Genomic DNA, 26,327 nt, shown 5'->3' on the forward strand with positions numbered 1-26,327 from the left:
GATCAGCGATCCTCGCGCAGGGGTGGCGGTCCGCTGCGTGATGTCGGCGGCGGCACGGTGGGCACGCGGGGACGCGACGAATCGGCGCGCGCGCGACGCACGCTGTCGGCTTTCAGGCTGTCGGCGCGTGTGAGCGGCGCGCGCACCACCGGTGCGGCGCCACGCAACGTGTCGCGCGAGACACTGTCGGCAAACGCGGAGTCGAGTGCGGCGCGCCGCGCGGCCAGTTCATCAAGCGCCGATTTGCGCGCCACGGAATCGCCCGCGGCCGCGATGGCGCGCGCCGCACTGTCGGCGGACGCCACGTTGATCCAGACCTGACTCACCCCTCGCGCGCCGCGGTCTGCGCGCAGCACCAGCACGGGCCCGATGGCCGCTGGCAGGACCGCCGGCATGAGCAGATACGTGCGCGCCCATTTCTCCGGCGTCGAGATCTCCCCCATGACAATGCCGACGGGAATGCCGCGCGGATACGTCGTGCCCAATCCCGAACTGACAATCACCGCTCCGGAATCCAGCTTGTCGCGAAACGGCACGCCCTTCAACTCCAGCATCAGGCGCTCCGCCCCACTCCCCAGATGCGGCTGCACAATGCCGAACGCGCGATTGTCCACGCTCATGGCACTGACGCGAAAACTGGGATCGGCCCAGGTGATCGCGAACGCGGTGTTGGCGTCGACGCGCTCGACCATGCCCACCAGACCGTCCGCCGTCACCACCGGCGCGAACGCGGCGATGCCGGCATTGGATCCGACATTCAGCGTGAGCGTGAAGTCATCATCCACGCCGCGCCGTGGCAGCACATCGGCCACCACAAATCCATCGGCCAGCCGGGCGGACAATCCCATCAGCCGCCGCATGACGGTATTCTCGTCGACAATCGCGCGAAGACTCAACGCCTCGGTTGCCGCCTGCCCACGCGTCGCCAGCAGTTCATCGCGTGACGCGATGGCCGCCCGCACGCGGGACGCGCGACTCTCCAAGCCTACCAACGGCGCCAGCACGGTTCCACGCAATGCGCTCGCGACGCTGTCGCGGAATCGCCGCGGCATGACGAGGGCGATGATCGCGCACGCGACACAGGCCAACAACAGCCCGTTGTCGAACCGCACTCCGCGATACGCGGATCCGCCGCGGACACCGCGAGCCACCGCGCCGTCAGGTCGTGAGGACCGACCAGTACTTCTCTTCGTCGTCGAGAATCTTGCCGGTGCCGCGCACCACGCACGTCAGCGGATCCTCATCGACATGGATCGGCAGCCCCGTTTCCTGACTGAGCAACACATCAAGGCCGCGAATCAGCGCCCCGCCGCCCGTCATGACGATGCCGCGATCCACAATATCCGACGCGAGTTCCGGCGGCGTGATCTCGAGCGCGCGGCGCACGGCATCGACAATCTGCTGGATCGGCTCCTGCACCGCTTCGCGAATCTCACTCGAATGCACGCGCACGGTCTTCGGAATGCCGGACACCAGATCCCGCCCCTTGACTTCCATCTCGCGCTCATCGCCAACCGGGTACGCGGACCCGATCTGAATCTTGATCTGCTCCGCCGTGGGTTCGCCGATCAACAGATTGTAGTTCTTGCGCATGAATTGGACGATGCTCACGTCGAGCTCGTCGCCACCGGTGCGAATGGACGTGTCGCTCACGATCCCGGACAGGGCGATCACGGCAATCTCGGTGGTCCCACCGCCGATATCGATCACCATGTTCCCCGTTGGCGACTCCACCGGAAGCCCAACACCAATCGCGGCGGCCATCGGTTCAGTCACCATGAACACTTCCTTGGCACCGGCCCCGAGCGCCGAATCACGCACCGCGCGCTTCTCCACTTCCGTGATGCCCGACGGCACACACACGATGACACGCGGCTTCACCTTGAAGACATGCTTGTCAATCACGAGTGTGAGGAAATACCGCAGCATCTTTTCCGTGACGTCGAAGTCCGCGATCACGCCGTCCTTCATGGGACGGACGGCCATGATACCTTCGGGTGTCCGGCCCAGCATGCGCTTCGCTTCGAGTCCAACCCCGCGGATTTTCTTGGTTTCGCGATCCAGTGCCACCACCGACGGTTCATTGAGCACGATGCCTTCGCCCTTCACGTAGATGAGGGTGTTGGCCGTGCCAAGATCCACCGCGATGGCGTTCGCCGGGAACAGCGAATTCGCCTTATTGAAGGGCCAGAACATCCAGAAAGGGCTCGCCGGCGCCAGGCGCCGAATGGGGGACAATCGTCGGGACTCTCGCCATAAGGTATCGGTTTACACGAGAGCGAACAAGCTGTTGTGATAGCGTGACCTAGCGCACGTTGTCACACCCCGACGACACGGGCCGTCACGCACGACCCGTGTCCGCCGGAACGTTACTCGAGAAAGCTTGATGGCTCGGTAAAGGCCATACCGAATGCGTCGGACACGCCCTGATACGTGAGCTGTCCGCCGCTCATGTTGAGCCCCTTGAGCAGCGCGCCGTTCTCCTTGAGCGCGCGCATCCACCCCTTGTTGGCCAGCTGCAGCGTGTACGGCAACGTGGCGTTGGTCAGGGCAAGGGTCGACGTCCGCGGCACGGCACCCGGCATGTTGGCGACCCCATAGTGGATAATGCCGTCCACGACATACGTCGGGTTCTCGTGCGTGGTCGCGTGGATGGTCTCGATGCAGCCACCCTGATCGACCGCCACGTCCACGATCACCGCCCCCGGACGCATACGCTTGAGATCTTCCCGGCGCACCAGCTTCGGGGCCTTGGCGCCCGGAATCAATACCCCGCCGATCACCAGATCACAGGTTGAGATTTGCTCCAGAATGTTGTGTCGATTGGAGTGTACCAGTTGCACATTGGCCGGCATGACATCCGACAGGTACCGCAGACGCTCCAGCGACAGATCGAGCACGACCACCTTCGCACCGAGACCGGCCGCCATCTTGGCGGCGTTGATGCCCACCACACCACCACCGAGGATCACGACCTTGGCCGGTGCGACCCCGGGAACGCCTCCCAACAGCACGCCGCGCCCGCCGTACAGCTTCTCCAGGTACTTGGCCCCTTCCTGAACGGCCATCCGGCCCGCGACTTCGCTCATGGGGGTGAGCAGCGGCAGCTCGCGATTCGGCAGCTCCACCGTCTCGTAGGCAATGCACGTCGCGCCGCTCGCCAGATGCGCCTTGGTCAGCGTCTCGTCGGCCGCGAAATGAAAGTACGTGAACAAGGTGAGATCCTTGCGCAGAAATCCCCATTCCGGAGCGATGGGTTCCTTCACCTTGAGCAGCAGATCGGCGTTGCCCCACGCGGTCGCGGCATCCGGCACGATGGTCGCGCCGACGAAACGATAGTCCTCGTCTTCGAATCCACTACCGACGCCGGCGCCGGTTTCGATGAACACCTGATGGCCACCGGCAGCCAGCGCTTCAGCGCCAGCCGGTACCAGGGCCACACGATTCTCGTTTGTCTTGATTTCCTTGGGTACGCCGATACGCATGGGTGGGATACGTTGAAGAGTGAAATCGATCTCAGCGAACGGCTTTGGGGCCGAGGCTGACAATAGTCTGCTGCGTGGGATCAAAAAATGCTCGGGCCACCTCAAGCACGGTGGCGCTGTCAACCGCATCAACCAGCGCCAGCAGCTCCTCAATGGTCCGGTGCGGCTCGCCGTACAGTGCCGTCGTCGCGGCCCGATACATCCGTGACGAGACGCCCTCCATGGACAGTACCAGTTGGCCGCGCAACTGCCGCTTCCCTGCCGCCAACTCGGCCTCCGGCAGCCCGTCCTCGACCACCTTGGCCAGGACCTCCCGCACCGCATTCAGCGCGTCCTGGGCCGTCTCTGGGGCGCTGGCGAGGTAGACTCCGTGTACCCCCGTGTCGGCATACGACGAACTGAAGGTGTACACGCTGTAGGCGAAACCCAGTTCTTCCCGAACACGCTGGAACAGCCGGGAACTCATGCCGCCGCCCAACAACATATCGAGCAGCGAGAACGCGTAGCGGCGCGGGTCGCCGTGCGCCAGCGAGGCGCTACCCAGCACGACGTGCGTCTGCGCGATGTCCTTGCGGCGCACGTGATGCCTCTGAGGCGCCGCGGGGACGGCCGCCGGCACCGTGAATGGACGCATGTCCCCGGTGAGGCGATCACCCCATCCGGCCGACAATAAAGTCTCCACCAGTGCGTCGTGCTCTACATGACCGCTGGCCGCCACAACCAGCCGGCCGGGATGATAGGCGCGCTCATGCAGCGATTGGAGATGGGTCACATCCATTCCCTGCACCGTTTCGCGGGTCCCGAGGATCGGGTACCCGTGGGCATGCGCACCCCACAGCGTCCGGTTGTGCACATCGAAGATCACGTCGTCAGGCGTGTCATCGACCATGCTGATCTCTTCGAGAATCACCTTGCGTTCAAGGGCCAGGTCACTGGGCCTGAGCAATGGCTCGAAGATCAGGTCACCGATGACCGAGACGGCGTCCGGAAGATGTTCATCAAGGACCCGGGCCTGAAACGACGTGTGCTCGCGCTCGGTGTACGCGTCGAGTGAGCCGCCCAGCGTTTCCAGCGACAAAGCAATGTCCTGCGCCGAACGGGTCCGAGTTCCCTTGAACACCATGTGCTCGAGAAAATGCGAGACACCCATCTCGCCTGGTTGCTCGTGCAAGGTGGCCGCCCGCACCCAGGCCCCAAACGCAACGGACCGTGCTCCCGGAACGGCTTCCGAGAGCACGGTCAGTCCATTGGGGAGCTCCGTACGGTGCAGTGCCGGCGCGTCAGCGCCGGTCGCGACCACCACCGCTCCGCCCGCCGCGTCCACCACGATCCCCACCGTCGTCACGCCGCGGAGGACGCTCGCTCGGGGTCTCTTCCGGCATGCCTTCCGGCCGTGGCAGCAGTGCCTTCATGGACAGGCGCAACCGCCCCCGCTCGTCGCGGTCGATAAGCTTCACAGTCACCCGATCGCCCTTCTTGACCACGTCTTCCGGCTTCTCGACGCGCTCGTGCTTCATTTCCGAGACGTGCAGCAACGCTTCGGTGCCGGGCATGATCTCGATGAATGCGCCGAACGCGGTCACGGTCTTCACGGTGCCTTCATACGTCTCGCCAACCACCGCTTCCGCCGTCATCGCCTGCACCATCTGTCGGGCGCGTTCCATCGACTCGGCGCCCACGGCAGCGATGGTCACCGTGCCATCATCGTCCACCGACAACTCCGCGCCCGTTTCATCCTGAATGCCGCGGATGTTCTTGCCCTTCGGGCCGATCAGCTCGCCGATCTTGTCAACCGGGATCTGCACGGTCACGATGCGTGGCGCATACTTCGACATCTCGCCACGCGGGGCGGCCAGCGCCTTGTCCATCTCGCCGAGGATGTGCAGACGACCTTCACGGGCCTGCGCCAACGCCTCTTCCATGATCTTGATATCCAGACCTTCGATCTTGATATCCATCTGGATGGACGTGATGCCGTCCTTCGTGCCGGCCACCTTGAAGTCCATGTCGCCGAGATGATCCTCGGTGCCCAGGATGTCGGTCAGGATCGCGTACTTCTTGCCTTCCTTGATCAGCCCCATCGCCACACCCGCCACCGCCGCCTTCATCGGCACACCGGCGTCGAACAGCGACAGCGAACCGCCGCACACTGAGGCCATTGATGACGAACCGTTCGACTCCAGCACTTCGGAGACGATACGAATGGTGTACGGGAAGTCGGCAAAGTCCGGCAGCACGCCCTGCAGCGCGCGTTCGGCCAGGTTGCCGTGGCCGATCTCACGACGGCTGGTGCCACGCATCGGACGCACTTCACCGGTGGAGAACGGCGGGAAGTTGTAGTGCAGCATGAACGACCGGGTTGTTTCACCCGCTTCGTTGATGGAATCGAGTCGCTGGGCATCCTTCGCGGTTCCCAGCGTCGCGGCCACGAGGGCCTGCGTCTGGCCACGAGTGAACAAGGCCGAACCATGCGCACGCGGCAACACGGTGGTATCGATGGAGATCGCGCGCACTTCGTCGGGCTTCCGGCCATCGACGCGCAATCCGGTCGTCAGCACCTGCGCGCGGAGCTCGTTGTACTCGATATCGCCGAGCACCGCGCTGATGTCCTTCGCGTTGTCCGGGAACTCCACCGCCAGCAATTCAGCGGCAGCGTGCTTGGCCTTCTCGATGGCCTGGATGCGGGTGTGCTTGTCCGCCTGATTGAGCGCGGCGCGAATCGGCGCCGATCCGGCCGCCTTGGTGCGCTCGACCACGGCTTCCGCCGGCTCCGACTTCTTCCACTCCATCTTGGGCTGCTGCACCTTGGCCAGCAGTTCATTCTGCATCGCGATCAACTCGCGAATGCCATCGTGCGACAGCTTCAACGACTCCAACACGTCGGCTTCGGTGACTTCGAGGGCACCGCCCTCGACCATGACGATGGAATCCTTGGATCCCGCGACGATGAGTTCGAGATCGGAAAACGCCAGCTGCTGGAACGTGGGGTTCAGCACCCAGTGTCCCTGCACGCGTCCGACACGCACGCCACCGATGGGGCCCATGAACGGGATCTTCGAGGCATTCAACGCGAACGACGTGGCCAGCAGCGCCAGCACGTCAGCGTCATTCTCCTGGTCGGCCGAGACGACGTAGATGAACACCTGCACTTCGTTCTTGAAGCCTTCCGGGAACAACGGACGGATCGAACGATCGATGATCCGGCAGGCCAGGATTTCATGATCGTGCGGTCGGCCTTCCCGCTTGATGAACCCGCCCGGAATCTTGCCGGCGGCGTAGGTCTTTTCCTTGTACTCGACCGTTAGCGGGAAGAAGGGCAACGGACTCTGATTGTCGCTGACCGTGACGGCCGCGATCACCATTGTCTCGCCGAATTGGACGACGGCGGAGCCCGCCGCCTGCTTGGCCATGCGGCCGGTCTCGATGACCAGCGGGCGACCCGCGAAGGTCCGCTCAATGCGATGCATCATCTGCTTAATTACCTGGTGAGAACGCAAATCGCGCGGGAGGCATTGCTGCCCCCGCGCGACGTGATGGCGTGGTCTGGCTTAGTACCGGAGACCAAGGTTTTGAACGAGCGTGCGGTATTCCTGAACGTCCGTACGCTTCAGGTAGGCGAGGAGACGGCGGCGCTTGCCGACCATCTTAAGGAGACCGCGACGCCCGTGATGATCCTTGGCGTGGGTACGGAAGTGACCCGTCAGGTAGTTGATGCGCTCGGTGAGGAGCGCGATCTGTACGCGGGTCGAACCGGTGTCCCCTTCGTGGGCCCGGTACTTGTCAATCGTGGATGCCTTATCGAACGCCATCGTCGTAAGTTTCTCGGCGCATGCAATGCGCAGGGTGCGTAGCTGCGCCGCGTTTTTGCGCGCAATTGTATGAAGCACGGTAGTTTACTCCACCTCGCACAGTCTGTAAAGGACCGCAACCTGCCAGACCGCTACCTCGGCCGTCAGATTGGTAAATATCAGGTCATCCGGCTGTTGGGTGGCGGGGCATTCGCCTGGGTCTACGAGGCGGTCGACCGCGACCTTGAGATCCCGGTGGCGCTCAAGATCCTGCGCCCGGAATTCGCCGGCCAGGCCGACGCCGAAGCCCGATTCCGGCGCGAAGCCACCACCGCAGCTCGCCTCCGGCACCCCAACATCGTCACCGTCCGTGATGTCGGGCTCGTCGACGGCGCGTCTTTCGTGGCCATGGACCTGCTCCCGCTTTCGTTGGCGAGGCGGCTCGAGCTGTTGTCGCGACTCGCGGAGGCCGACGTCGTGCGTATTGGCCTCGACGTCGCGGCGGCCCTCTCCGTGGCGCATGCCGGTGGCATTGTGCACCGCGATATCAAACCCGACAATATCCTGATCGGCACCCACGGTGAGGCCGTGGTGGCTGACTTCGGGCTCGCCCGCGTCCTCGATGATGGTGCCGCGCGCAGTGGTGGTCACCAGATCATGGGAACACCACACTACTTCAGTCCCGAGCAGGCGCGCGGTCTCGAACTCGATGGACGCAGCGACCTGTATTCGCTGGGCGTCACGTTGTTCCGCGCGGCCACCGGTCGATTGCCATACGAGGGCGATGACTGGTACGCCGTCGCCCGAATGCACGTCGAGGCGCCGGTGCCTTCGGCACGCGCGCTCGTGCCCGAACTGAGCGAGGCCATCGATGCCCTGCTTGGCCGCTTGATGCAGAAAGCACCCGCCGATCGTTTCCCGACAGCCCTCGCCGTCGCGGACGCACTCGCGGCCCTGCCCTCCGCGCCCGTCACGCGATCCTCGGTGTCCCTTGGTCGCGCCTCGTCGGAAACCGTTACCGCGTTTCCTCCGGTCACCGAGCGCCTGCCGTCGCCTCCAGCCACCGCGAGACGATGGGTGGGCGCGACCATCGGTCTCGCGCTGGTGGGAATTGCCGGGTGGGCCGCGCTGCGCGTGCCGACGATCCGCGACCTGATCGCGCGGTCGCCCGAGCCAACACTACCGCACCTCGACGATTCAACCACCCGCGCCTTGCAAGACTCCGTGCGACTGGCTGCGGGTGACACGGCGGCCGCCGTGGCGGTCAGTGACTCCTCGCGGCGTACGCCACTCGTCGTCTCCCGTCTGCCGGATTCAATTCGCAAGAAAGCCGCCGATCGCGTGAAGACGCAATTGATCGTGTCGGCGCCGGATTCCGCCCGGCTGTATGTCGATGGCGCGCTGGCCGGCCGAGGCTCCATCGTGGTGGATCGACCAGGCGCCGCCCGCCTGTCGCTCAGGGCCGTGATTGAAGACGCGCCCACGGACTGTGTCACGGCCTCGCGCGACTCGACCATCCGTCTGGCGGTCGGCGAGCGTCGCAGTGTGATGCTGGCGGTCCGCACGTGTCTTGGCGTGAAGTTCACCATCGTGCCCGCAGATGCGCGAATTCGCTTCGAATCGCTGGACGGTGGCGTGTCGGTGGAGGTACGGGCCGACACGACGAAATCCGTCCTGTTGTCTGAGGGTCGTTACGAAGTGCGCGCAACCGCACCGCGATGCCTCGAGTATCGAGGCGACACACTCACGGTTCGACGCGGCGCGAGCGAATCGTCGCTCTTTCGTTCGATTCGCCTGACCTGCTGACCCCACATCGCGATGCGCCGCTATGGTGTTGCGATGACACCCACGACGCCGCCGACGAAAGCACCCACGGCAGTGCCCAGCCAGAAGCGACGCGCTTTCCACCAGGGAACCACCGGCGGCGTCATGAGGACCACGTGACGCGTGGTGACCCGGGTGACTTGCGACGTGATGACCGCCACGGCCGTTTCGTTCCATACCGACACAATGCGCAGTCGCGCCACCAGCGCATCGCGGTTCATCGGATCGACGGCGTACGCCGTCATGCCGTCCCGGATCCACAGCGCTTCGCGCGGCTTGAATCGGGCCGTGGTGTCGTCTACGACTTCGATTTCAAATCGAGCGGCGTCACGCGGAATACGCGAGAACGGCTTCGGCGCAGTGACCTCTGCCGTCGGCATCGCGGGAGCGCTGCTGTCGGCGTGCATGACCGGCACCGCGGTGCGGTGACACGCGGCCGTCACCACCGCCAGCATCACCCGCAGGACACGCACGGCGGGAGCGACCAACGTTCGCCTGCCGAGGGGCATCGCTCAGGGGGTCAACGAGGAACGGATGTCGTTGAACGTCACCAACAGGATCAACGCGAGCACCGCCAACACACCGACCCGTGCAAAGGTTTCGCGCGTGCGTGCACTGAACGCCTTGCCTTTCACGGCTTCCGCCAGCACGAGGAGAATCTGTCCGCCATCGAGTACCGGAATGGGCACGAGATTGAGGATCGCGATATTCAAACTGAGAAATGCGATGAGCGACCAGAGCGTTTCGGCGCCACGGCGTGCGGCCTGCACGGAGACTTTGGCAATCTGAATCGGGCCGCCAAGATTCTTCGCCGAGACCTGCCCCGACACGAGTCCGCGGAGCACGCTGGCGACATTGGTGGCCATCGCCCACGTCGCACTGGCTCCAAGCGTCATCGAACGCGCGAGCCCCAGATTCTCACGCGCCAGTGAATCGCGCACCTGGATACCGACCCGTCCGACCCGTCGTTTGGCGCCGGTGACAGGGTCATCGATTTCGGTGGACTGCGGCGACACCGGCACGGAAAGGCGCGCGCCGGCACGATCGACATCAATGGTGACGGCGCCGGTGGTCTCGGGCGCGATGCGATCCACCACTTCTTCCCAGGAACGCACCGCGTGACCGTTCACGGCCACAATCCGGTCACCGGCCGCCAGTCCGGCCGCCGCTGCCGGTAAGCCCACCACCACCGAATCGATCACCGCCGGCCGATAGGGATCGCCGTAGACGTAGAAGATTCCACTCGACACGAACAACGTGAGCAGGATGTTCATGATCACTCCGGCGGACAGAATGAACACTCGGGCGCCGACCGACTTGCTCTCTACCCAGCGCGATTCCGGCACGGCCTTGGGGCCGAAGGGCGCCATACCCTGGGGGTCCCACAGGGCCTCGGGTACTTCAGGCGGACGTTCGGTCGTCGAATCAAAGGTCCCGCGATCGGCACCCCCCTCGATCCCGGCCATGGAGTCGTCCTCGCGCGTAGCCATGCGCACGTAGCCGCCAAGCGGAATGAGCGAGACCCGATAGTCGGTCTCGCCCCGCTTCCAGCCGAACAACCGGCGACCCCACCCGAGCGAAAATACGGGCGCATACACCCCCGTCAGCTTCGCTGCCACGAAGTGGCCGAGCTCATGCACGAACACGACGAGACCGAACACCAGCAGCGGCGCAATGTATGGCGAGAGGGTTGTCAGCATGGACTGGTGATGGTCGGTTCCGGATCAGGGTTTGGCGGCAAGCATCGCACCGTGCGCTTCAACCATGTGACGCGCAGAGGCGTCGGCTCTCCACAGCGCCTCCAACGACACCGTTGCTTCCGCGACATGGTCAGCCAGCGCGCCCGCAACTAATACGGCAATCTCACCGAATCGGATCCGACCGGCGAGAAATAGGGCCACGGCCGCCTCGTTCGCGGCATTGTACACCGCTGGAGCGGCACCGCCGGCCCGTCCGGCCGACAGGCCCAGCTCCAGCATCGGGAAGTCGGCCGTCCGCACCGCCTCGAACGTGAGGGATCCCAGGGCGACGGGGTCAAAGAGTGGTACGCCGGAATCCGCCACGCGTTCCGGCCACGTCAGCGCGAAGAGGATCGGGAGCTCCATCGACGGGGCACCCAGTTGAGCCAACACGCTGCCGTCGATGAACTCCACGAATGAATGCACGATACTCTGCGGATGCACGACGACCTCGATGCGATCGTAGGGCACGCCGAACAGATGATGCGCCTCGATGACTTCCAGCGCCTTATTCGCCAAGGTGGCGCTGTCGATCGTGATCTTGCTACCCATCCGCCACGTGGGATGCATGAGCGCGTCCGCGCTCGTGGCCGTGGCAATGCGATCGGCGCTCCACGTGCGAAACGGGCCGCCAGAGGCCGTGAGCACCAGCCGACGCACCTCATGTGGTGCGCGTCCCGCCAGACACTGCAGAATGGCGGAGTGTTCGCTATCCACCGGCACCAAGGTCCCACCAAACTCCCGTGCCGCCGCCGTCACAATGTCGCCGGCGACCACCAGCGTCTCCTTGTTCGCCAACGCCACACGGCGACCGGCACGTAGCGCGGCCAACGTGGCCGGCAATCCGGCTGCGCCAACTACGGCATTGATGACGATGTCCGCCGACGGATGCGTCGCCGCGCGTACCAGGCAATCCGCACCGGTATCCCAGGTGGTCCCCGGCGGCGCGTTGCCACGCACGAGTCCGACAAACGACGGGCGCCAACGGGTGGCCAACTCGGCCAGCGCCGCCGCATTCTCGTGTGCCGTGAGCGCCACCGGCACGAATCGCTGCGACTGCCGTTCGAGGACGCGCAGTGCGCTTGTGCCGATGGAGCCCGTGGCACCGAGGATCGCAACGCCGATGGTCATGTGACGATCAGCAGTACGCCGCGCGCATCAGTGCGGCGCCGGAATCAGGAGCCATCCATACAGCGCGTACGACACGGGCAACACGAAGAACAGCGAATCGAGACGATCGAGTGCGCCGCCATGGCCGGGGAAGAGCGTCCCACTGTCTTTCACGTGCGCTTCGCGCTTGAACAAGGACTCGGCCAGATCGCCAACCTGCGCCGTCGCACTGATGCACACGCCGAATACCACAAGTGCCCACGGCGCGAACCCCAGTTCTGCGTGCGGACGCAGCAGCCAGTGGACGTAACCCGCACACACCAACACCGTGAGCACGACTCCCCCGATGGCGCCGGCGATGGTCTTTCCAGGCGATATCGACGGGATGAGCTTCGGTCCACCGATGAGGCGCCCCGCGACATAGGCGCCGATATCACTTGACCATGTCAGTAGCACCGGCAGGATGACCACCAGGGCACCCGCCGTGTTCCCGACCGCGTATCCGTAATATCGGAGCGCATACACATACGACAGGGTGCCGCCGGTATACAGAACGCCGAGGGCCGTGGTGCTCACCGCCGCCAACGGGTGTCCGTCCGCACCGCGCATCCAGATCGCCAGTGCGATGAGGACGAGTACCGCCAGCGGAACAACCACGAGGGGCACCTGCACGACGCCGAGATAGTGCGCATGCACAGCCATCGGGACCAGCGCGGCTGCGACAATTCCCGTGCCGGCCATGGGTCGACTACCGCTCTCGCGGGCCAACCGGAAGAACTCCCAGGCCGCCAGGGCTGACAAGGCGCTCGCCAGTGTCGCGAGGGCCGCATCGCCGACCCACAGGATTGCCAGCGCGATCGGCGCACCAATCAGAGCCACGCCAAGGCGCCGACCAAACTCACTCACCCGTCGATCCGCACGAAGTGATCAGACCGAGACGCGGCCGAAGCGCCGGTCACGTTGCTGAAAGTCGAGGATGGCCTCGTACAACGCAGACCGTCCGAAATCCGGCCAGAGCAAATTGGAGATGTACAGTTCGGCATACGCAATCTGCCAGAGCAGAAAATTCGACAGCCGCTGCTCGCCGGAGGTCCTGATGAGAAAATCCGGATCGGGGCAGTTCGCCGTATACAGACGCGCCCGAATCTCCGTTTCGTCGATGGCCTCGGGTGTCAGCCGCCCTGCCTGGACGTCGATCGCCAGCAACCGTGCGGCGCGCACCAACTCGGCGCGTCCACCGTAGGAGATGAACAGGTTCAACCCCAGCTTGTCGCCGCTCTCGGTGTCCTGCATGACGCGCTTGACCGCCGCGGCCGCAGGCGCGTTGAGTCGCTCAAGGTCGCCGAAGACGCGAACGCGCACCCCTTGCTGGCGCAGCTCGTCGGCTTCGCGCGCGATGTACTCCTCAAGCAAGGACATCAGCGCCGACACTTCGGTTTCCGGCCGCTGCCAGTTTTCCTGCGAGAACGCGAACAGCGAGAGCCACTCGACACCCGCATCGAGGCAGCCTTCAACCACTTCTCGTACCGCCTTCATGCCCGACCGATGACCGAACGGACGCGGCATGTGCCGTTCACGGGCCCATCGCCCGTTGCCATCCATGATGATCGCAATGTGTCGCGGCACGGCTCCATGCACGCGCACGCGCGCAAGCAACTCGGACTCGGAGTCCGCTGCGGAGTGGGAAACGGGCTTGGTCATTGCGGATCGGTCCGCGGGCGGGACTCAAACCTCCATGACTTCAGCTTCCTTCGCCTTCAGCAAGGCATCGAGCTTGCCAATGGTGTCATCGTGCAACTTCTGCAGATCCTTCTCCGCATGCTTCTTGTCGTCTTCGGAGATGCCATCGAGTTTCTTGATCTTGTCGCGCGCATCAGTGCGGGCGTGCCGGATCGCGATGCGACCGTCTTCCGCCAGCTTGTGCAGCACTTTGACCAGTTCCTTGCGGCGCTGCTCGTTCATCGACGGCAGCGGCACGCGAATGACACCACCCTGGTGCGCCGGATCGAGGCCAAGCTCCGATTCCCGAATGGCCTTCTCGATCACTTTGGACTGCGACTTGTCGAACGGCGTCACGAGCAGGATCCGCGCCTCAGGCGCCGAGACGGACGCGACCTGATTGAGTGGTACCATCGATCCGTACGCTTCGACTTTGATGGTGTCGAGCATGTTCGGCGACGCCTTGCCGGAGCGGATGCCGGAGAACTCGCGCTTCGAGTTCTCGAGGCCCTTTTCCATGCCCGACTTGGTGTCCTTGAGGATCTGCGGAATGGTGGTCATGAAACGAATGTCCCTATGCGTTCGCCCCGGACGGCACGCGCAATGGCGCCGGGACTGTTGATGTTGAGCACGATCAGCGGCAGCTGATTCTCCTTGCACAGCGTGATGGCGGTCTGATCCATCACCTTCAGCTCTTCCAGCATCACATCGCGATAACTGATGGTCTCGTACAGACGGGCATTGGCATCCTTCTTGGGATCAGCCGAATAGACCCCATCGACGCTGGTGGCCTTGATGATTACGTCGGCCTTCATCTGGATACCGCGCAACACCGCGGCCGTATCGGTGGAAAAATACGGGTTTCCGGTGCCGGCAGCAAAGATGACCGTGCGCCCCTTTTCAAAATGGCGCATGGCCCGACGCCGAATGTACGGCTCGGCCAGCTCTTCCATGCGGATGGCCGTCATAACCCGGGTGTCGAGTCCTCGCTTCTCCAGCACATCCTGCAGCGCCAGGGCGTTGATGACCGTTCCCAGCATTCCCATGTAGTCAGCACCCACACGATCCATGCCCATTTGTGAGAGTTGGGATCCGCGGACGATGTTGCCGCCGCCAATCACCATTCCCAGCTGGACACCCATCCGCGCGACCTCGACAATCTGATCGGCGAAGAATCCGATCCGGCCGAAGTCAAATCCCACCCCACGGTCACCCGCCAGCGCTTCCCCCGACAACTTGAGCAAAACGCGCCCGTAGCGCAGGGCTTCCTGACCGCCCTGCTCCGGTCTGCTGTCGACGGCTGCGCCAGATGGGTCGCTCACGATGCTTACTCCGCGCCCAGCTGCAAGCGCACAAATCGATCGACGGTAATGGTGCCCCCGGCGCGCTCGGCGTGATCCTTCACCAGCGCCGCGATCGTCACGGCCGGATCCCGGACCCACGCTTGCGGCAGCAGCGTGACGTCCTTGAGGAACGCCTCGATCTTGCCGGTCGCAATCTTCTCGATCATCGCGTCGGGCTTGCCAGACTGCCGGGCCTGCTCTTCCGCGATGCGCTTCTCGCTTTCGATCTTCTCGGCCGGCACGCCAGAGCGATCGACGGCCAGCGGCGCCGAGGCCGCGATGTGCTCCGCGATGAACTTGACGAGCTGCTGCGTGGACTCGTGGGCGGCCACTTCCGGCGACGTCGCCGTGACCTGAACGAGCGTGGCCAACTTGCCATTGTGGTGACGGTACATCCCCACCTGACCGTTGGCACCGGCGTCGAAGCGCGCGACGCGACGCACGTTGACGGCTTCACCGGTACGCGCCGACGCCACCTTCACGAAATCCGTGACCGAGAGGCTCGGATCAGAGGCGAGGGGCTCGGCGAGGAATGCATCGATGTCGGCGGCGCTGGACTGTACCCGTTGGGCGACGAGTGTCGCCACGACCTTGCCGAAATCTTCATTGCGCGCCACGAAGTCGGTTTCGCACGCGACCTCGACCAATGCACCTGACTTGCCGTCGCCGAAGATCTCACCACCGACAATGCCTTCGCTGGTTGACCGGTCGGAACGCTTCTCGGCTTTGGCGATTCCCTTCTTTCGAAGGTATTCAACCGCCGTATCCATGTCGCCAGCAGTCTCTTCGAGTGCCTTCTTGCAGTCCATCATGCCGGCGCCGGTGCGCTGGCGGAGTTCAGCCACGGCCTTCGCCGTGATGGGGGTCGTCATCGGAATGCCCTGTATGTTCAGAGTGTCGAGTGCTGTTTTCGGATACTGGCCCTTAGTTGGCAGACGAACGCCGCCGGACAAGCCGGCGGCGTTCGGGTGCCACTTCCCAACCGCCGCGCTTCGCCCGCAGACGAAGCCCATCCATCACTATTCCGCCGCGCTGTCCGGCTCGCCCGCATCAACCCCTGCGTCAGCCGCGCCGTCGGCCGGCGCGCCCTCAGCACCGGTCTTCAACCGCGCGGCAATGGCCTCGGGCTTCGCACGACGACGGCGTGGGCGACGACGCTTTTCGTCCTCGCCAGGCCGTCCAGCGCCGCCCTGGCCACCACCACCACCGCCCTGCCCACGATCGCCACGATCGCCACGGCCAGCGGGCTCCGTACCACGGTCGCTGGAGAACGTGTAGCTCTCCTGCTCTTCTTCCGACGGACGGACGGGCGCCTCGCGGCGCGCCTCGTCGATGGTATCGGCGATGACCTTGGCAATCAGCTCCACGGAGCGAATGGCGTCGTCATTGCCGGCGATCGGCACCGTGATGAGATCCGGATCGGCGTTCGTATCGACGATGGCGACAATCGGCACACCGAGCTTGTTGGCCTCGGACACCGCAATGCGCTCCTTCTTCGAATCGATGATGAACAGCAATCCGGGCAACCGATTCATCGCCTTGATGCCCGACAGGTACTTGCCGAGCTTGTCGCGCTGACGCGACATCAGAAGCTGTTCTTTCTTCGTGTAATTCGTGAAACCGCCGCCTTCTTCGCTGCCGGCCTGCAGATCCTTGAGCTTGCGGATCTGCTTCTTGACGGTGCCGAAGTTCGTCAGCATGCCGCCAAGCCAGCGTTCGGTCACGAACATCGCGCCGCTCCGTTCGGCTTCCGCGCGCACGATGGCGGCGAGTTGGCGCTTGGTGCACACGAACAGCACGCTTTCACCGCGCAGCACGACCTCGCGGACGAGCTTCTGCGCCAGTTCGATTTGGCGGAGCGTCTTCTGCAGATCGATGATGTGAATGCCATTGCGCTCGGCGAAGATGAACCGGCGCATTTTCGGGTTCCAGCGACGGGTCTGGTGCCCGAAGTGGACGCTTGCGGCGAGCAACTGCTCGAGGGACGGAATCGTCATGGTAGGTACGACTGAAGGTTGAGAATTCGTCCGCTGTCGTCGTGGCCGGCGGCGACCTGCCCCCGAAGGGACCTGGCACCCGCCACCGGCTCAGACAGCGTGAGAGATACGCAGCGTTGCGGCGATGGCCGCAACGACTAGCGCTTGGAGAACTGGAACCGCTTACGAGCGCCAGCGCGACCCGGCTTCTTGCGCTCGACCTCACGCGCATCGCGCGTCAGGAGGCCGAACTCACGCAACTTCTTCCGGTTGGTCTCATCGAGCTTCACCAGCGCGCGCGCGATCGCGAGACGCACGGCGCCAGCCTGTCCGGACACACCGCCGCCATCGAGGACGGCCTTCACGTCGAACCGACCCAGCGTGTCGGTCAGCGTAAACGGCTGCTGAATGGCCGACACCAGCGTTGGCCGCGGGAAATAATCTCCCAACGTGCGACCGTTCACGTCCCACTTGCCCGAGCCGGGGGTGAGATACAAGCGGCAGACGGCCCGCTTGCGACGACCCAGGGATTGAATCTGCTCCGACATCACTTGGCCTCAGCGTTGGAGAAGGCGAGCGAGGTCGGGGTCTGCGCCACATGCGGATGATCCGCGCCCGCGTACACGCGCAGCTTGCGGCGCAACACCTGCCGTCCGAGCGCCGTCTTCGGCAGCATGCCGTAAACTGCCTTCTCGATGATGCGCTCGGGATGGCTGGCCATCACCGAAGCGTACGGGGTATGCTTCTCGTGACCCATATAGCCAGTATGGGTGAAATAGGTCTTCTGCTCAGCCTTGCGGCCAGTCACATGGACCTTGGACGCATTGATCACGATGACGAAGTCACCCGTGTCCATGTGCGGCGTGTACATGGGCTTGTGCTTGCCGCGGATGATCTTGGCGACTTCCGACGCGAGTAAGCCCAGGACCATTCCTTCCGCGTCGACGATATACCACCGACGGTCGATATCCTTCGGGGTCGCGCTGTAAGTCTTCATGCGTGCAGGTACTCTAGAGGCGCCGTGCGGCGCGTCGTACGGGATCAGGAACGAGGATCGCAGAGTCAAACACACTCGCGAGAGGGTGCCCGCCAAGCGACCCGGAAGAAAATCACGGAAGTCGAGACAGACTCGTAGGTTACTGCACTTTGCCACGGCTGTCAATCGGGCAGCGAACTTCCAGGCCCCGAACCGGTAGGCCAGCCCGTCCCGATTCGCTGGCGCTCCGTCCCATTGCGGTCTGTCCTATCGGAATACATGATGGACCCGCACCCGCCGACGATGGCGGGTGTGGTGCGCACAGCGCCTGGCTACTCACATCCGTTGGAGCGTCTTCATGGGCATGGTTGCGGAGTTCAAAGAGTTTGCGATGAAGGGCAGCGTCATGGACCTGGCCATCGGTGTGGTCATCGGTGCTCAATCAGATCATCACATTTCTGATCATCGCCATGGTGCTGTTCATGGTCATCAAGGGTGTGAACCGGATGCGCACGAACCAGCCCGCCAAGGCCGCCTGACGCTAAGTGGAGACCGGCAACGGTCCCAATTCGATCAGATTAGCTCCCTTTTCGACCGCCGTGCCGGGGACCGCTCGCACCGCAAGCACGATCCCCGGCACGGACGCTCGGAGCTCGTTTTCCATCTTCATGGCCTCGACAACCACCAGGCCCTGACCGGCGGACACCAGGTCGCCGACGGCAATGTTCACGCGAACCACCAGCCCGGGCATTGGCGCAACCAGCGGAGCCGGGCCTGAAGCCACCGCCGAGGCCGCGGTAAGATCTCGTATGGTACGCATACGCTCATCGAGCGCCTCCGTTTCCACCCGCGCCCCGTCCACGTCCAGCAGCCAGACCCCGCGCGTCGTGCCGCGACGGGCCACGACCCGGTGCACCTGCTCCCCGATTCGCACGAGCCGCATCGGCGTCCCGTCGACCGTCGTGAGTGCCACATCGATTCGCTCGCCGTCGACAATGGCCTGGGCGCCATCCAGCTCCACCGCGATCCGCTCGCCGTTTACCTCGACGACATACTTCATGAGTTCTCCGGAATAAGCACGCACACTGTTTCCACGTGCGCCGTCTGCGGAAACATGTCGAAACAGCGCACCGACGCGATACGCCAGCGAGGAAGCCGCGAGAGATCCCGGGCCAATGTGGCCGGATCGCAACTCACGTACACGATGGCGCGCACGCCATGCGGCGCGGATTCCGCGAGGGTCGCCGCAACGCGAATATCCACACCGCGCCGTGGTGGATTCAACACGACCAGCTCTGCCGGCAACACGTCGGCCAGTACGTCTTCTACCCGTGCCGTGATGACCGTCGCGGCATCGAACTCGGCGAGTCGCTCCGCCGCGCGCATCGTCGCCATGCGGTCGGCCTCGATCGCTGTCACCCGGGCACCGTCACGCGCCAGCGATTCGGCGATCTCGCCGCGCCCACTATAGGCATCGATCACCGAGGCAGGCGTGAACGATCGCGCGATCGTGAGTACGTGTTCACGCAACGCGGTGGCGACCACCGGATTGACTTGCGCAAACGCCAACACGTCCGAATTCAATTCCCCAGACAGCATGACCGCCGCTCCCGCGTCCGGTTCCCACCAGATCGCGCCAATGAGTGCCACGTTCGCGTGCACCTGCGCGGCCCATGGCGCGCCATCTCGCCAGTCCCATCCACCCTGCACCACTACCGCCACCTGTGCGTTGCCCATCAGGCGAAGCGACAGGCGCAGCGTCGTGCCTGGTCGCGGCTGCGGCAGACCACGCAACTGGCGACGCAGATCGCTCCAGCACGCAGTCAGCCGCGGATGCGCGATCGGGCACTCGTCGAGCGCGAAGATGCGACCGGCGTCATCGAACGCATGCAAGCCACCAATCCAGTTCGTCCCGCGGCTGCGGAGCGCCAGCGTCAGGCGTTCGCGATACTCCCATTCAATGCCCGACACGATCTCGGGAAGTGGCACCTCGCGGCGCCCGACACGCTGCAAGGCATCGCGGACGATGTGACGGCGCACGTTTCGTTGCGCCTCGTGTGTCAGGTGCTGCAACTGACACCCACCGCACCGGTCGGCGACGTAATGATGACACCTGGGTTCTGTCCGGTCAGGCGACATTTCCAGCAGCTGCAGCACCCGCCCGCGCGCGTATCGCGCATGTGGCACGTACGCCACCTGGGCCACATCGCCTGCCGCAGTGCGCGGCACGAAGCAGGCCATCCCGTCGATGCGACCCACGCCATCTCCGCCAGCGGCGATGGAATCGATCCGGATATTCGCCACCGTCTCCGTCGGCGCGCCCCCGTGTCCGGTGCGGGCGCTCAGGCGCGTCGTCGATCGTCGAGCGGGACGCTTCACGGGGGGCCGCTCATCCCTGCCGCAACGATTCGCGACGCGCCTGGGCCGCCCAGGCGGATCTCGCAGTGGCCGCCGACTGTCCTTCCACGGTACGTGTCAGCCCGCCGGACGTCACCGCGCCGACGACCGGCCGGGCAGTGTTGCGCTCTTCATGCGTAATCAACGCCGAGGCCAGTGCCGCCAGGCGAAGCGTGGCACGATCGTGCGTTGGCCCAGTGAGTTCGTCGATTGTCTGCTCAAGCCACTGGATGGAGATATCGCCGCTTTGAAACGTCGGATGATCCATCACGCGCAGATGAAACGCCCGCGACGTTTCGATGCCATCGATCGTGAGTTCCAGCAACGCGCGACGCATGCGGGCAATCGCCAGGGTGCGGTTGGGCGCATGCACGATGAGCTTGGCGAGCATGGGGTCATAGTACAGACCGATGTCGCTCCCCGCTTCGATGCCACTGTCCCACCGAACGCCTGGACCGCTGGGTACGTGCAAATGTTCCACACGCCCGGTTGACGGCAGGAATCCGTTGGCCGGGTCTTCACTGGTAATGCGGCACTCGATGGCCCATCCGCGTGGCGTAAAGTCCTTCTGCGCGAACGGCAGCGCGGCGCCGGCCGCGATGCGAATCTGCCACTGCACCAGGTCGATCCCCATGACCAGCTCCGTCACCGGGTGCTCGACTTGCACTCGAGTGTTCATCTCCAGGAAATAGAACTCGCCGGATCGATCCAACAGGAACTCGCACGTGCCGGCATTCACGTAGCCTGCGGAACGCGCGGCGGCCACCGCCGTTGCCCCCATGCGGGCGCGCAAGTCCGGTGACACGGCCACACTCGGCGCTTCCTCGATCATCTTCTGATGTCGACGCTGCACCGAGCACTCCCGTTCGCCGAGGTGCACGATGTTGCCATGGGTGTCGGCGAGCACCTGGATCTCAACGTGGCGCGGACCTTCGATGTACTTCTCGATGTAGACCGCGTCATCCCCGAACGCGTTCTGCGATTCGCGCTTCGCCGAGGCCAGCGCGTCCGCCATTTCGTGGGGTGTCCGTACAATACGCATGCCTTTGCCGCCACCACCGGCGGCGGCCTTGAGCAGCACAGGAAATCCGAAGGTCTGCGCAATCGCCAGCGCCTCATCGGCATCTCGCAACGCTTCGGTGGTCCCCGGCACCACCGGCACACCGGCGCTGATGACCAGCTGGCGGGCGGCCGTCTTGGACCCCATTGCGTCAATGGCCTCGGCGGGCGGACCCACGAACACGAGTCCGGCATCGCGAACCGCACGCGCGAACCAGGCGCGCTCGGACAGAAATCCGTAGCCCGGATGAATGGCCTCAGCCCCCGTGCGCTTCGCCGCCTCAATCAGGCGATCGCCCAGCAGATAGCTCTGGCTGGACGGCGCGGGTCCGACGCAGACTGCCTCGTCCGCTTCCCGTACGTGCGGTGCGCGGGCATCAGCTTCCGAGTACACCGCGACGGTGCGCACCCCCAGTTCCTGACACGCACGGATCACCCGCAACGCAATCTCACCGCGATTGGCGATGAGCAGCTTGCGGAACGGTGCGGCGCTCCCGGGCGCGCTCACAGCGGGAGGTTCCCGTGCTTCTTGGGCGGATTGCGGTCACGCTTCCCCTGCAGCGCATCCAGCGCCTCGATCAACCGTGGGCGCGTGTCTCGAGGGTCAATCACATCGTCGACATATCCGCGCGCGGCGGCAATGTAGGGGTTGGCGAACTTCTCCGTGTACTCGGCTACGCGCGCATCCATGGCCGCCTGCGGATCGGCCGCGTCCGCAATCTCCTTCTTGTACAGAATTTCGACGGCGCCCTTGGGGCCCATGACGGCAATCTCCGCCGTTGGCCACGCGATGTTGAAGTCGCCGCGAATGTGCTTGGAACTCATCACGTCGTACGCGCCGCCGTAGGCCTTGCGCGTAATCACCGTGAGTTTGGGCACCGTCGCCTCGCAATAGGCGTACAGTAACTTCGCCCCGTGCTTGATGATGCCTCCGTGCTCCTGGGCGACGCCCGGCAGGAATCCCGGCACATCCTCGAACGTGACGATTGGAATGTTGAAGCAATCGCAGAAACGCACGAATCGCGCCGCCTTCATGGAGGCGCTGATGTCCAGCACACCCGCCATCACCGCCGGTTGATTGGCCACGATGCCAACACTGTAACCACCCAGGTGGGCGAAGCCGACCAGAATGTTTCCGGCATAGTCCGCATGCACCTCGTAGAACTCGCCGTCGTCCACCACGCGTCGAATGACGTCATGCATGTCATACGGCTTGTTCGCGTTGTCCGGGATCACATCCAGGAGCGCCTCATCCCGTCGGTCCCGCGGATCGCGCGCCGTGCCGCGTGGCGGATCATCGACGTTGTTGGAGGGCACGAAGCGAAACAGATCGCGAATCTGCTGCAGGCACGCCAACTCCGAGTCGCAGGCGAAGTGCGCCACGCCGCTCGTCGACGCGTGCGTGTCTGCGCCGCCCAGATGTTCCATCGTCACGTCTTCGTGCGTGACCGTCTTCACCACATTCGGGCCGGTCACGAACATGTAGCTCGTGCCGCGCACCATGTAAATGAAGTCCGTAATCGCCGGTGAGTACACCGCGCCGCCAGCGCACGGCCCGAGGATTGCGGAGATCTGCGGAATGACTCCTGAGGCCAGCGTATTGCGCAGAAAAATGTCCGCGTACCCCCCCAGCGAGACCACGCCTTCCTGGATGCGCGCGCCGCCGGAATCGTTCAGCCCGATGACCGGAGCGCCAGCCCGCATCGCCAGATCCATGATCTTGCAGATCTTCGCCGCGTGCGCTTCAGACAGCGATCCGCCAAACACGGTGAAATCCTGTGAAAACACGTACACCAGGCGACCAGCGATGCGGCCATGTCCGGTGACGACGCCGTCGCCGAACACCCCGATGTCACCGTCGCCGTTGGCGCGCGAGGTGACGAACCGGTCGGTCTCGATGAAGGAGCCTTCATCGAGGAGGACGTCAAGACGCTCGCGCGCTGAGAGCTTGCCCTTGGCATGCTGCGCCGCGAGACGGCTGGCGCCCCCGCCCAAGTCGGCGGCGTCACGGGCGGCCTGAAGACGAGAGAGCTTGTCTCGCATGGTCGATGGAGATTCTGACATATCGCCCAAGCTAGTGGGCGCCCGCCACAGCGACCAGCGACCGCCCGTCGTGGGGCCACCAGCCGAGCCCTCCGGCAGCTGCCGGTCTTCGGCGACCGGCTCGGCCCTTGCGCTGCCGTTACAGGCACCGCCGATTATCATCCAAAGGTAGGTGCGCAGGCTGTTTCACCGCAGGCGCCATCGTGACCACCCGGGCCGCACGTCCGTCTATGTCGGAACGGCCGATCCGTGGCGTGTCACGCCGAAGTTGCGGGACCTGAGGTTGCACGGGTCAGGCTTATTGCTGAAACGATCGTCGCGGCAACCGGGTCTCCGGGAGCCACTCAATGCTGGGTGAGGGTTCGCCTCACCGCCCACGAACGCTGCCCCCATTTTCCATGCCTGAATTCCTTCGCCTCGAAGACGACGCCCCGGCGCGCCGCCTTGCCTACATTGGCGCGATGCTGTTGATCGTGATTCCTTTCCTGCAGGCTGGTCAGCAGCTCTGGCCGCTTCAGCTGAGCGACATCCGCTGGCGGTTCGGCGCCGCCAACGCGCTGTCCAGCGTGCTGCTGTTGCCGTTCCTGGGCCTCTCGATCATGGCTCTGGTGGCGCGGAACACGAACAGCAAGGGTGTTTCGCGCATTGTCGGAGCGTTGGCGGCCATTTTTGTCATCGGCCTTGTGGGTTCGCTGGTCCTCTTCGCGATGGACGCGCTCCAATTGAAGAGCATCGTGACGTCCCAGATGATGGCCCCGTTCGAAACCACCTCGCTGCGCGTAGCGATGGTATCGCTCATTTTCACCGTGAGCTTCTCGATGCTGATGATCACAGCGTTCCAGAGTTCACGTGGAGAGTCCCAGAACACCAAAAAGGGCGTGAAGAAGGCTGAGGAAGGGATGGGTCTGATTGTCGGCCAGTAGCTGACGCGCGGCACGCAACAGACAAAGGCCCCGCCGGGAGATCCGGCGGGGCCTTTGTCGTTTTCGCTCACACCTCGTCGAGACCTACAGTCCGATCTCGTCTTCCGAGCTGTGGACCTTGCTGGGCTCGGCCGGCTTGGGCGGCTGCTCTTCCGGCACCGATGTCACCGCCAACACAATGCGGCGATGAATCGGATCGACCTCGAGTACACGCATGACCAGGTTCATCGTTTCCCACGTGAAGTCTGCGGGATTGGTGACCGTGCCTTCCGGGTTCAACTGGCTGACCGGAACGAAGCCTTCGATATCGTTGCCGAGATCGACGACGACGCCCTTGTCCATCAGGCGAACCACGCTGCCGGGGAGCTCAGTACCCACCGGGTACGTCTCGCCGATCTTGAGCCACGGATCTTCCTCGGCCTGCTTGAGTCCGAGTGAAATCCGCTTGTTCTCGCTATCGATGTTGAGGATCACGACGTCCACCGCGTCGCCCTTCTTCACCACTTCCGACGGATGCTGAACGCGCTTGGTCCAGGACATGTCGGAGATGTGAATGAGGCCGTCGATGCCCGGCTCGATCTCCACGAATGCCCCGAAGCTGGTCAGGTTGCGCACCTTGCCGTTGATGCGCGTGCCTACCGGGTACTTGAGCGGGAGGATGACCCACGGATCCTGCTCGGTCTGCTTCATGCCGAGCGAGATCTTCTCTTCGGTTTCGTCGACCTTCAGCACCACCGCCTCGATCGCCTCACCAATGGACACGATCTTGGACGGATGACGCACGTTGCGCGTCCAGCTCATTTCGGAGATGTGCACGAGGCCTTCGATGCCCGGCTCGAGCTCGATGAACGCCCCGTAGTTGGTGATCGACACGACCTTGCCGTTCACGCGCGTACCGACCGGGTACTTGGCCGCCACGTCCTTCCACGGGTAGCTCTGGAGCTGCTTGAGGCCGAGTGAAATCCGCTCGCGCTCCCAATCGATATCGAGGACCTTGATTTCCAGTTCCATGCCGATCTGGACCATCTCGCTCGGATGCGAGATGCGGCCCCACGACATGTCAGTGATGTGCAGCAGGCCGTCCACGCCACCGAGATCGATGAAGGCTCCGAAGTCGGTGATGTTCTTGACGACACCCTTCCGCACCTGATCCTTGTTGAGCTCCTTCATCAGCTTCTCACGCTTGCCGGCGCGTTCCTGCTCGAGGATCACCCGGCGGGAGACGACAATGTTGCGGCGGCGCTTGTTCAGCTTGATGATCTTGAACTCGTACTTGTGACCGAGCAGTTCGTCGATGTTGGGCACGCGACGAAGGGCAATCTGCGAGCCGGGGAGGAATGCATCCACGCCCATGAGATCGACCACGACGCCACCCTTGATCTTCTTGACGAGCACGCCTTCCACCGGCATGTCGCTTTCGTACGCCACGCGAATGCGTTCCCACACACGCATGAAGTCGGCCTTCTTCTTCGACAGCACCACCGAGCCTTCCTGATCTTCCAGGTGCTCGAGCAACACCTCGACTTCGTCGCCGACCTTGAGGTCGGGCATATCCTTGAATTCTTCGAGGGCGATCGTGCCTTCGGACTTGAAGCCGATATCGAGGACGACCAGGTTCTCGCGAATCTCGAGGACGCGGGACTTGACGATTTCGCCTTCTTCAATGGAGGCGAGCGTCCCGTTGTACAGCTCCATCATCCGCTCATACTCGTCGGACGAGAACTCGTCCTCTTCGTAGAGCTCCGGGCGACGATTGGCCAGCGGGCGCAGCTGGCTCTTCTGGAGGTCGCGCTTTTCGCGCGGCGTAAGCTTCGGGTGTCCCAGCGAATCTTCGTCGAGCGCAGTGGTCAGCTCGGAATTCAACTCGGTGCCCGTTTCGGGGCTCAGTTCGGTGCTCATGCTGGTCAGGGTCTCCACATCGCGGGACTGCACTCGCCGCGCCGAG

General features: G+C 64.0%; 24 protein-coding genes and 1 pseudogene. 3 read left to right on the forward strand and 22 right to left on the reverse strand.

Going from position 1 to position 26,327, the window contains the following annotated elements; all coding sequences use genetic code 11:
- Nucleotides 1-2: 2 nt before the first annotated feature.
- The 6 genes from IPP90_17800 to rpsO all read right to left on the reverse strand — a co-directional run bounded on the left by IPP90_17800 (nucleotide 3) and on the right by rpsO (nucleotide 7,294).
- Nucleotides 3-1,151 carry a rod shape-determining protein MreC gene (locus IPP90_17800; GenBank protein ID MBL0172527.1) on the reverse strand — a complete coding sequence of 383 codons (1,149 nt, stop codon included), beginning with the start codon at nucleotides 1,149-1,151 and terminating at the stop codon, nucleotides 3-5.
- 7 nt (nucleotides 1,152-1,158) lie between these two features.
- Nucleotides 1,159-2,196 (reverse strand): rod shape-determining protein, encoded by a 1,038-nt coding sequence (locus IPP90_17805; GenBank protein ID MBL0172528.1) that lies wholly within the window; start codon nucleotides 2,194-2,196, stop codon nucleotides 1,159-1,161.
- Between the two features lie 173 nt (nucleotides 2,197-2,369).
- A complete protein-coding gene (ald, locus tag IPP90_17810; GenBank protein ID MBL0172529.1) occupies nucleotides 2,370-3,485 on the reverse strand; it encodes an alanine dehydrogenase in 1,116 nt (371 codons plus the stop codon).
- 31 nt (nucleotides 3,486-3,516) lie between these two features.
- The gene (locus IPP90_17815) at nucleotides 3,517-4,830 is read right to left on the reverse strand and encodes an insulinase family protein (protein MBL0172530.1); all 1,314 of its coding nucleotides are present in this window, start codon (nucleotides 4,828-4,830) and stop codon (nucleotides 3,517-3,519) included.
- Nucleotides 4,766-6,955 carry a polyribonucleotide nucleotidyltransferase gene (locus IPP90_17820; GenBank protein MBL0172531.1) on the reverse strand — a complete coding sequence of 730 codons (2,190 nt, stop codon included), beginning with the start codon at nucleotides 6,953-6,955 and terminating at the stop codon, nucleotides 4,766-4,768. Before IPP90_17820 ends, IPP90_17815 begins: the two co-directional genes overlap by 65 nt.
- A gap of 78 nt (nucleotides 6,956-7,033) precedes the next feature.
- Complete coding sequence (rpsO, locus tag IPP90_17825; protein ID MBL0172532.1) at nucleotides 7,034-7,294, reverse strand: 30S ribosomal protein S15; 261 nt, start codon at nucleotides 7,292-7,294, stop codon at nucleotides 7,034-7,036.
- 69 nt (nucleotides 7,295-7,363) lie between these two features.
- Here rpsO and IPP90_17830 point away from each other — a divergent pair, with 69 nt between their 5' ends.
- Nucleotides 7,364-9,079: a serine/threonine protein kinase gene (locus IPP90_17830; protein ID MBL0172533.1), complete on the forward strand. Its 1,716-nt coding sequence runs from the start codon at nucleotides 7,364-7,366 to the stop codon at nucleotides 9,077-9,079.
- 20 nt (nucleotides 9,080-9,099) lie between these two features.
- Here IPP90_17830 and IPP90_17835 read toward each other — a convergent pair whose 3' ends face one another.
- The 11 genes from IPP90_17835 to rplM form a co-directional block, all read right to left on the reverse strand.
- A complete protein-coding gene (locus IPP90_17835) occupies nucleotides 9,100-9,606 on the reverse strand; it encodes a hypothetical protein (protein ID MBL0172534.1) in 507 nt (168 codons plus the stop codon).
- A gap of 3 nt (nucleotides 9,607-9,609) precedes the next feature.
- Nucleotides 9,610-10,797, reverse strand: coding sequence for an RIP metalloprotease RseP (gene rseP / locus IPP90_17840; protein MBL0172535.1), 1,188 nt, complete (start codon nucleotides 10,795-10,797; stop codon nucleotides 9,610-9,612).
- 24 nt (nucleotides 10,798-10,821) lie between these two features.
- A complete protein-coding gene (locus IPP90_17845) occupies nucleotides 10,822-11,967 on the reverse strand; it encodes a 1-deoxy-D-xylulose-5-phosphate reductoisomerase (protein MBL0172536.1) in 1,146 nt (381 codons plus the stop codon).
- A 27-nt stretch (nucleotides 11,968-11,994) separates the two neighbouring features.
- A complete protein-coding gene (locus IPP90_17850) occupies nucleotides 11,995-12,852 on the reverse strand; it encodes a phosphatidate cytidylyltransferase (protein MBL0172537.1) in 858 nt (285 codons plus the stop codon).
- Nucleotides 12,853-12,873: 21 nt separating this feature from the next.
- On the reverse strand, nucleotides 12,874-13,647 hold the full coding sequence (locus IPP90_17855) for an isoprenyl transferase (protein ID MBL0172538.1): 774 nt from the start codon (nucleotides 13,645-13,647) through the stop codon (nucleotides 12,874-12,876).
- 24 nt (nucleotides 13,648-13,671) lie between these two features.
- On the reverse strand, nucleotides 13,672-14,226 hold the full coding sequence (gene frr, locus IPP90_17860) for a ribosome recycling factor (protein ID MBL0172539.1): 555 nt from the start codon (nucleotides 14,224-14,226) through the stop codon (nucleotides 13,672-13,674).
- On the reverse strand, nucleotides 14,223-14,927 hold the full coding sequence (locus IPP90_17865; GenBank protein ID MBL0172540.1) for a UMP kinase: 705 nt from the start codon (nucleotides 14,925-14,927) through the stop codon (nucleotides 14,223-14,225). Before IPP90_17865 ends, frr begins: the two co-directional genes overlap by 4 nt.
- A gap of 65 nt (nucleotides 14,928-14,992) precedes the next feature.
- Nucleotides 14,993-15,880: an elongation factor Ts gene (locus IPP90_17870; GenBank protein MBL0172541.1), complete on the reverse strand. Its 888-nt coding sequence runs from the start codon at nucleotides 15,878-15,880 to the stop codon at nucleotides 14,993-14,995.
- Nucleotides 15,881-16,027: 147 nt separating this feature from the next.
- Nucleotides 16,028-17,005: a 30S ribosomal protein S2 gene (rpsB, locus tag IPP90_17875; protein MBL0172542.1), complete on the reverse strand. Its 978-nt coding sequence runs from the start codon at nucleotides 17,003-17,005 to the stop codon at nucleotides 16,028-16,030.
- Nucleotides 17,006-17,142: 137 nt separating this feature from the next.
- Nucleotides 17,143-17,532, reverse strand: a complete 390-nt coding sequence (gene rpsI, locus IPP90_17880) for a 30S ribosomal protein S9 (GenBank protein ID MBL0172543.1) — start codon at nucleotides 17,530-17,532, stop codon at nucleotides 17,143-17,145.
- A complete protein-coding gene (rplM, locus tag IPP90_17885; GenBank protein MBL0172544.1) occupies nucleotides 17,532-17,981 on the reverse strand; it encodes a 50S ribosomal protein L13 in 450 nt (149 codons plus the stop codon). Before rplM ends, rpsI begins: the two co-directional genes overlap by 1 nt.
- A 337-nt stretch (nucleotides 17,982-18,318) precedes the next feature.
- On the opposite strand from rplM, the pseudogene IPP90_17890 reads away from it, so the two are divergent.
- Nucleotides 18,319-18,499, forward strand: a pseudogene (locus tag IPP90_17890) (MscL family protein).
- Between the two features lie 2 nt (nucleotides 18,500-18,501).
- On the opposite strand, the gene IPP90_17895 reads toward IPP90_17890, so the two are convergent.
- The 4 genes from IPP90_17895 to IPP90_17910 are packed head-to-tail and all read right to left on the reverse strand — an operon-like array spanning nucleotide 18,502 to nucleotide 23,459.
- Nucleotides 18,502-19,020, reverse strand: coding sequence for an acetyl-CoA carboxylase biotin carboxyl carrier protein subunit (locus tag IPP90_17895; GenBank protein MBL0172545.1), 519 nt, complete (start codon nucleotides 19,018-19,020; stop codon nucleotides 18,502-18,504).
- Entirely contained in the window at nucleotides 19,017-20,339 is a 1,323-nt protein-coding gene (locus IPP90_17900) for a class I SAM-dependent RNA methyltransferase (GenBank protein ID MBL0172546.1), read from the reverse strand. The genes IPP90_17895 and IPP90_17900 overlap by 4 nt, the downstream gene beginning before the upstream one ends.
- Nucleotides 20,340-20,349: 10 nt before the next feature.
- On the reverse strand, nucleotides 20,350-21,924 hold the full coding sequence (gene accC, locus IPP90_17905; protein ID MBL0172547.1) for an acetyl-CoA carboxylase biotin carboxylase subunit: 1,575 nt from the start codon (nucleotides 21,922-21,924) through the stop codon (nucleotides 20,350-20,352).
- Nucleotides 21,921-23,459, reverse strand: coding sequence for an acyl-CoA carboxylase subunit beta (locus tag IPP90_17910; GenBank protein ID MBL0172548.1), 1,539 nt, complete (start codon nucleotides 23,457-23,459; stop codon nucleotides 21,921-21,923). Before IPP90_17910 ends, accC begins: the two co-directional genes overlap by 4 nt.
- 398 nt (nucleotides 23,460-23,857) lie before the next feature.
- Here IPP90_17910 and IPP90_17915 point away from each other — a divergent pair, with 398 nt between their 5' ends.
- A complete protein-coding gene (locus IPP90_17915) occupies nucleotides 23,858-24,382 on the forward strand; it encodes a hypothetical protein (GenBank protein MBL0172549.1) in 525 nt (174 codons plus the stop codon).
- A gap of 84 nt (nucleotides 24,383-24,466) precedes the next feature.
- Here the strand turns inward: IPP90_17915 and IPP90_17920 are convergent, their stop codons facing one another.
- The gene (locus IPP90_17920) at nucleotides 24,467-26,281 is read right to left on the reverse strand and encodes a 30S ribosomal protein S1 (protein MBL0172550.1); all 1,815 of its coding nucleotides are present in this window, start codon (nucleotides 26,279-26,281) and stop codon (nucleotides 24,467-24,469) included.
- Nucleotides 26,282-26,327 lie beyond the last annotated feature (46 nt).

It is taken from the genome of Gemmatimonadaceae bacterium, assembly GCA_016720905.1.
Classification (GTDB): Bacteria; Gemmatimonadota; Gemmatimonadetes; order Gemmatimonadales; family Gemmatimonadaceae; genus Gemmatimonas.

Excerpts from the sequence above, each read along its gene's own strand:
- IPP90_17805 (MBL0172528.1), bottom strand. The coding sequence starts at position 2,196 with ATGTTCTGGCCCTTCAATAAGGCGAATTCGCTGTTCCCGGCGAACGCC.
- ald (MBL0172529.1), bottom strand. The coding sequence starts at position 3,485 with ATGCGTATCGGCGTACCCAAGGAAATCAAGACAAACGAGAATCGTGTG.
- IPP90_17820 (MBL0172531.1), bottom strand. The coding sequence starts at position 6,955 with ATGATGCATCGCATTGAGCGGACCTTCGCGGGTCGCCCGCTGGTCATC.
- rpsO (MBL0172532.1), bottom strand. The coding sequence starts at position 7,294 with ATGGCGTTCGATAAGGCATCCACGATTGACAAGTACCGGGCCCACGAA.
- IPP90_17830 (MBL0172533.1), top strand. The coding sequence starts at position 7,364 with ATGAAGCACGGTAGTTTACTCCACCTCGCACAGTCTGTAAAGGACCGC.
- IPP90_17835 (MBL0172534.1), bottom strand. The coding sequence starts at position 9,606 with ATGCCCCTCGGCAGGCGAACGTTGGTCGCTCCCGCCGTGCGTGTCCTG.
- rseP (MBL0172535.1), bottom strand. The coding sequence starts at position 10,797 with ATGCTGACAACCCTCTCGCCATACATTGCGCCGCTGCTGGTGTTCGGT.
- IPP90_17845 (MBL0172536.1), bottom strand. The coding sequence starts at position 11,967 with ATGACCATCGGCGTTGCGATCCTCGGTGCCACGGGCTCCATCGGCACA.
- IPP90_17855 (MBL0172538.1), bottom strand. The coding sequence starts at position 13,647 with ATGACCAAGCCCGTTTCCCACTCCGCAGCGGACTCCGAGTCCGAGTTG.
- frr (MBL0172539.1), bottom strand. The coding sequence starts at position 14,226 with ATGACCACCATTCCGCAGATCCTCAAGGACACCAAGTCGGGCATGGAA.
- IPP90_17870 (MBL0172541.1), bottom strand. The coding sequence starts at position 15,880 with ATGACGACCCCCATCACGGCGAAGGCCGTGGCTGAACTCCGCCAGCGC.
- rpsB (MBL0172542.1), bottom strand. The coding sequence starts at position 17,005 with ATGACGATTCCGTCCCTCGAGCAGTTGCTCGCCGCAAGCGTCCACTTC.
- rpsI (MBL0172543.1), bottom strand. The coding sequence starts at position 17,532 with ATGTCGGAGCAGATTCAATCCCTGGGTCGTCGCAAGCGGGCCGTCTGC.
- rplM (MBL0172544.1), bottom strand. The coding sequence starts at position 17,981 with ATGAAGACTTACAGCGCGACCCCGAAGGATATCGACCGTCGGTGGTAT.
- IPP90_17895 (MBL0172545.1), bottom strand. The coding sequence starts at position 19,020 with ATGAAGTATGTCGTCGAGGTAAACGGCGAGCGGATCGCGGTGGAGCTG.
- IPP90_17910 (MBL0172548.1), bottom strand. The coding sequence starts at position 23,459 with ATGCGAGACAAGCTCTCTCGTCTTCAGGCCGCCCGTGACGCCGCCGAC.
- IPP90_17915 (MBL0172549.1), top strand. The coding sequence starts at position 23,858 with ATGCCTGAATTCCTTCGCCTCGAAGACGACGCCCCGGCGCGCCGCCTT.
- IPP90_17920 (MBL0172550.1), bottom strand. The coding sequence starts at position 26,281 with ATGAGCACCGAACTGAGCCCCGAAACGGGCACCGAGTTGAATTCCGAG.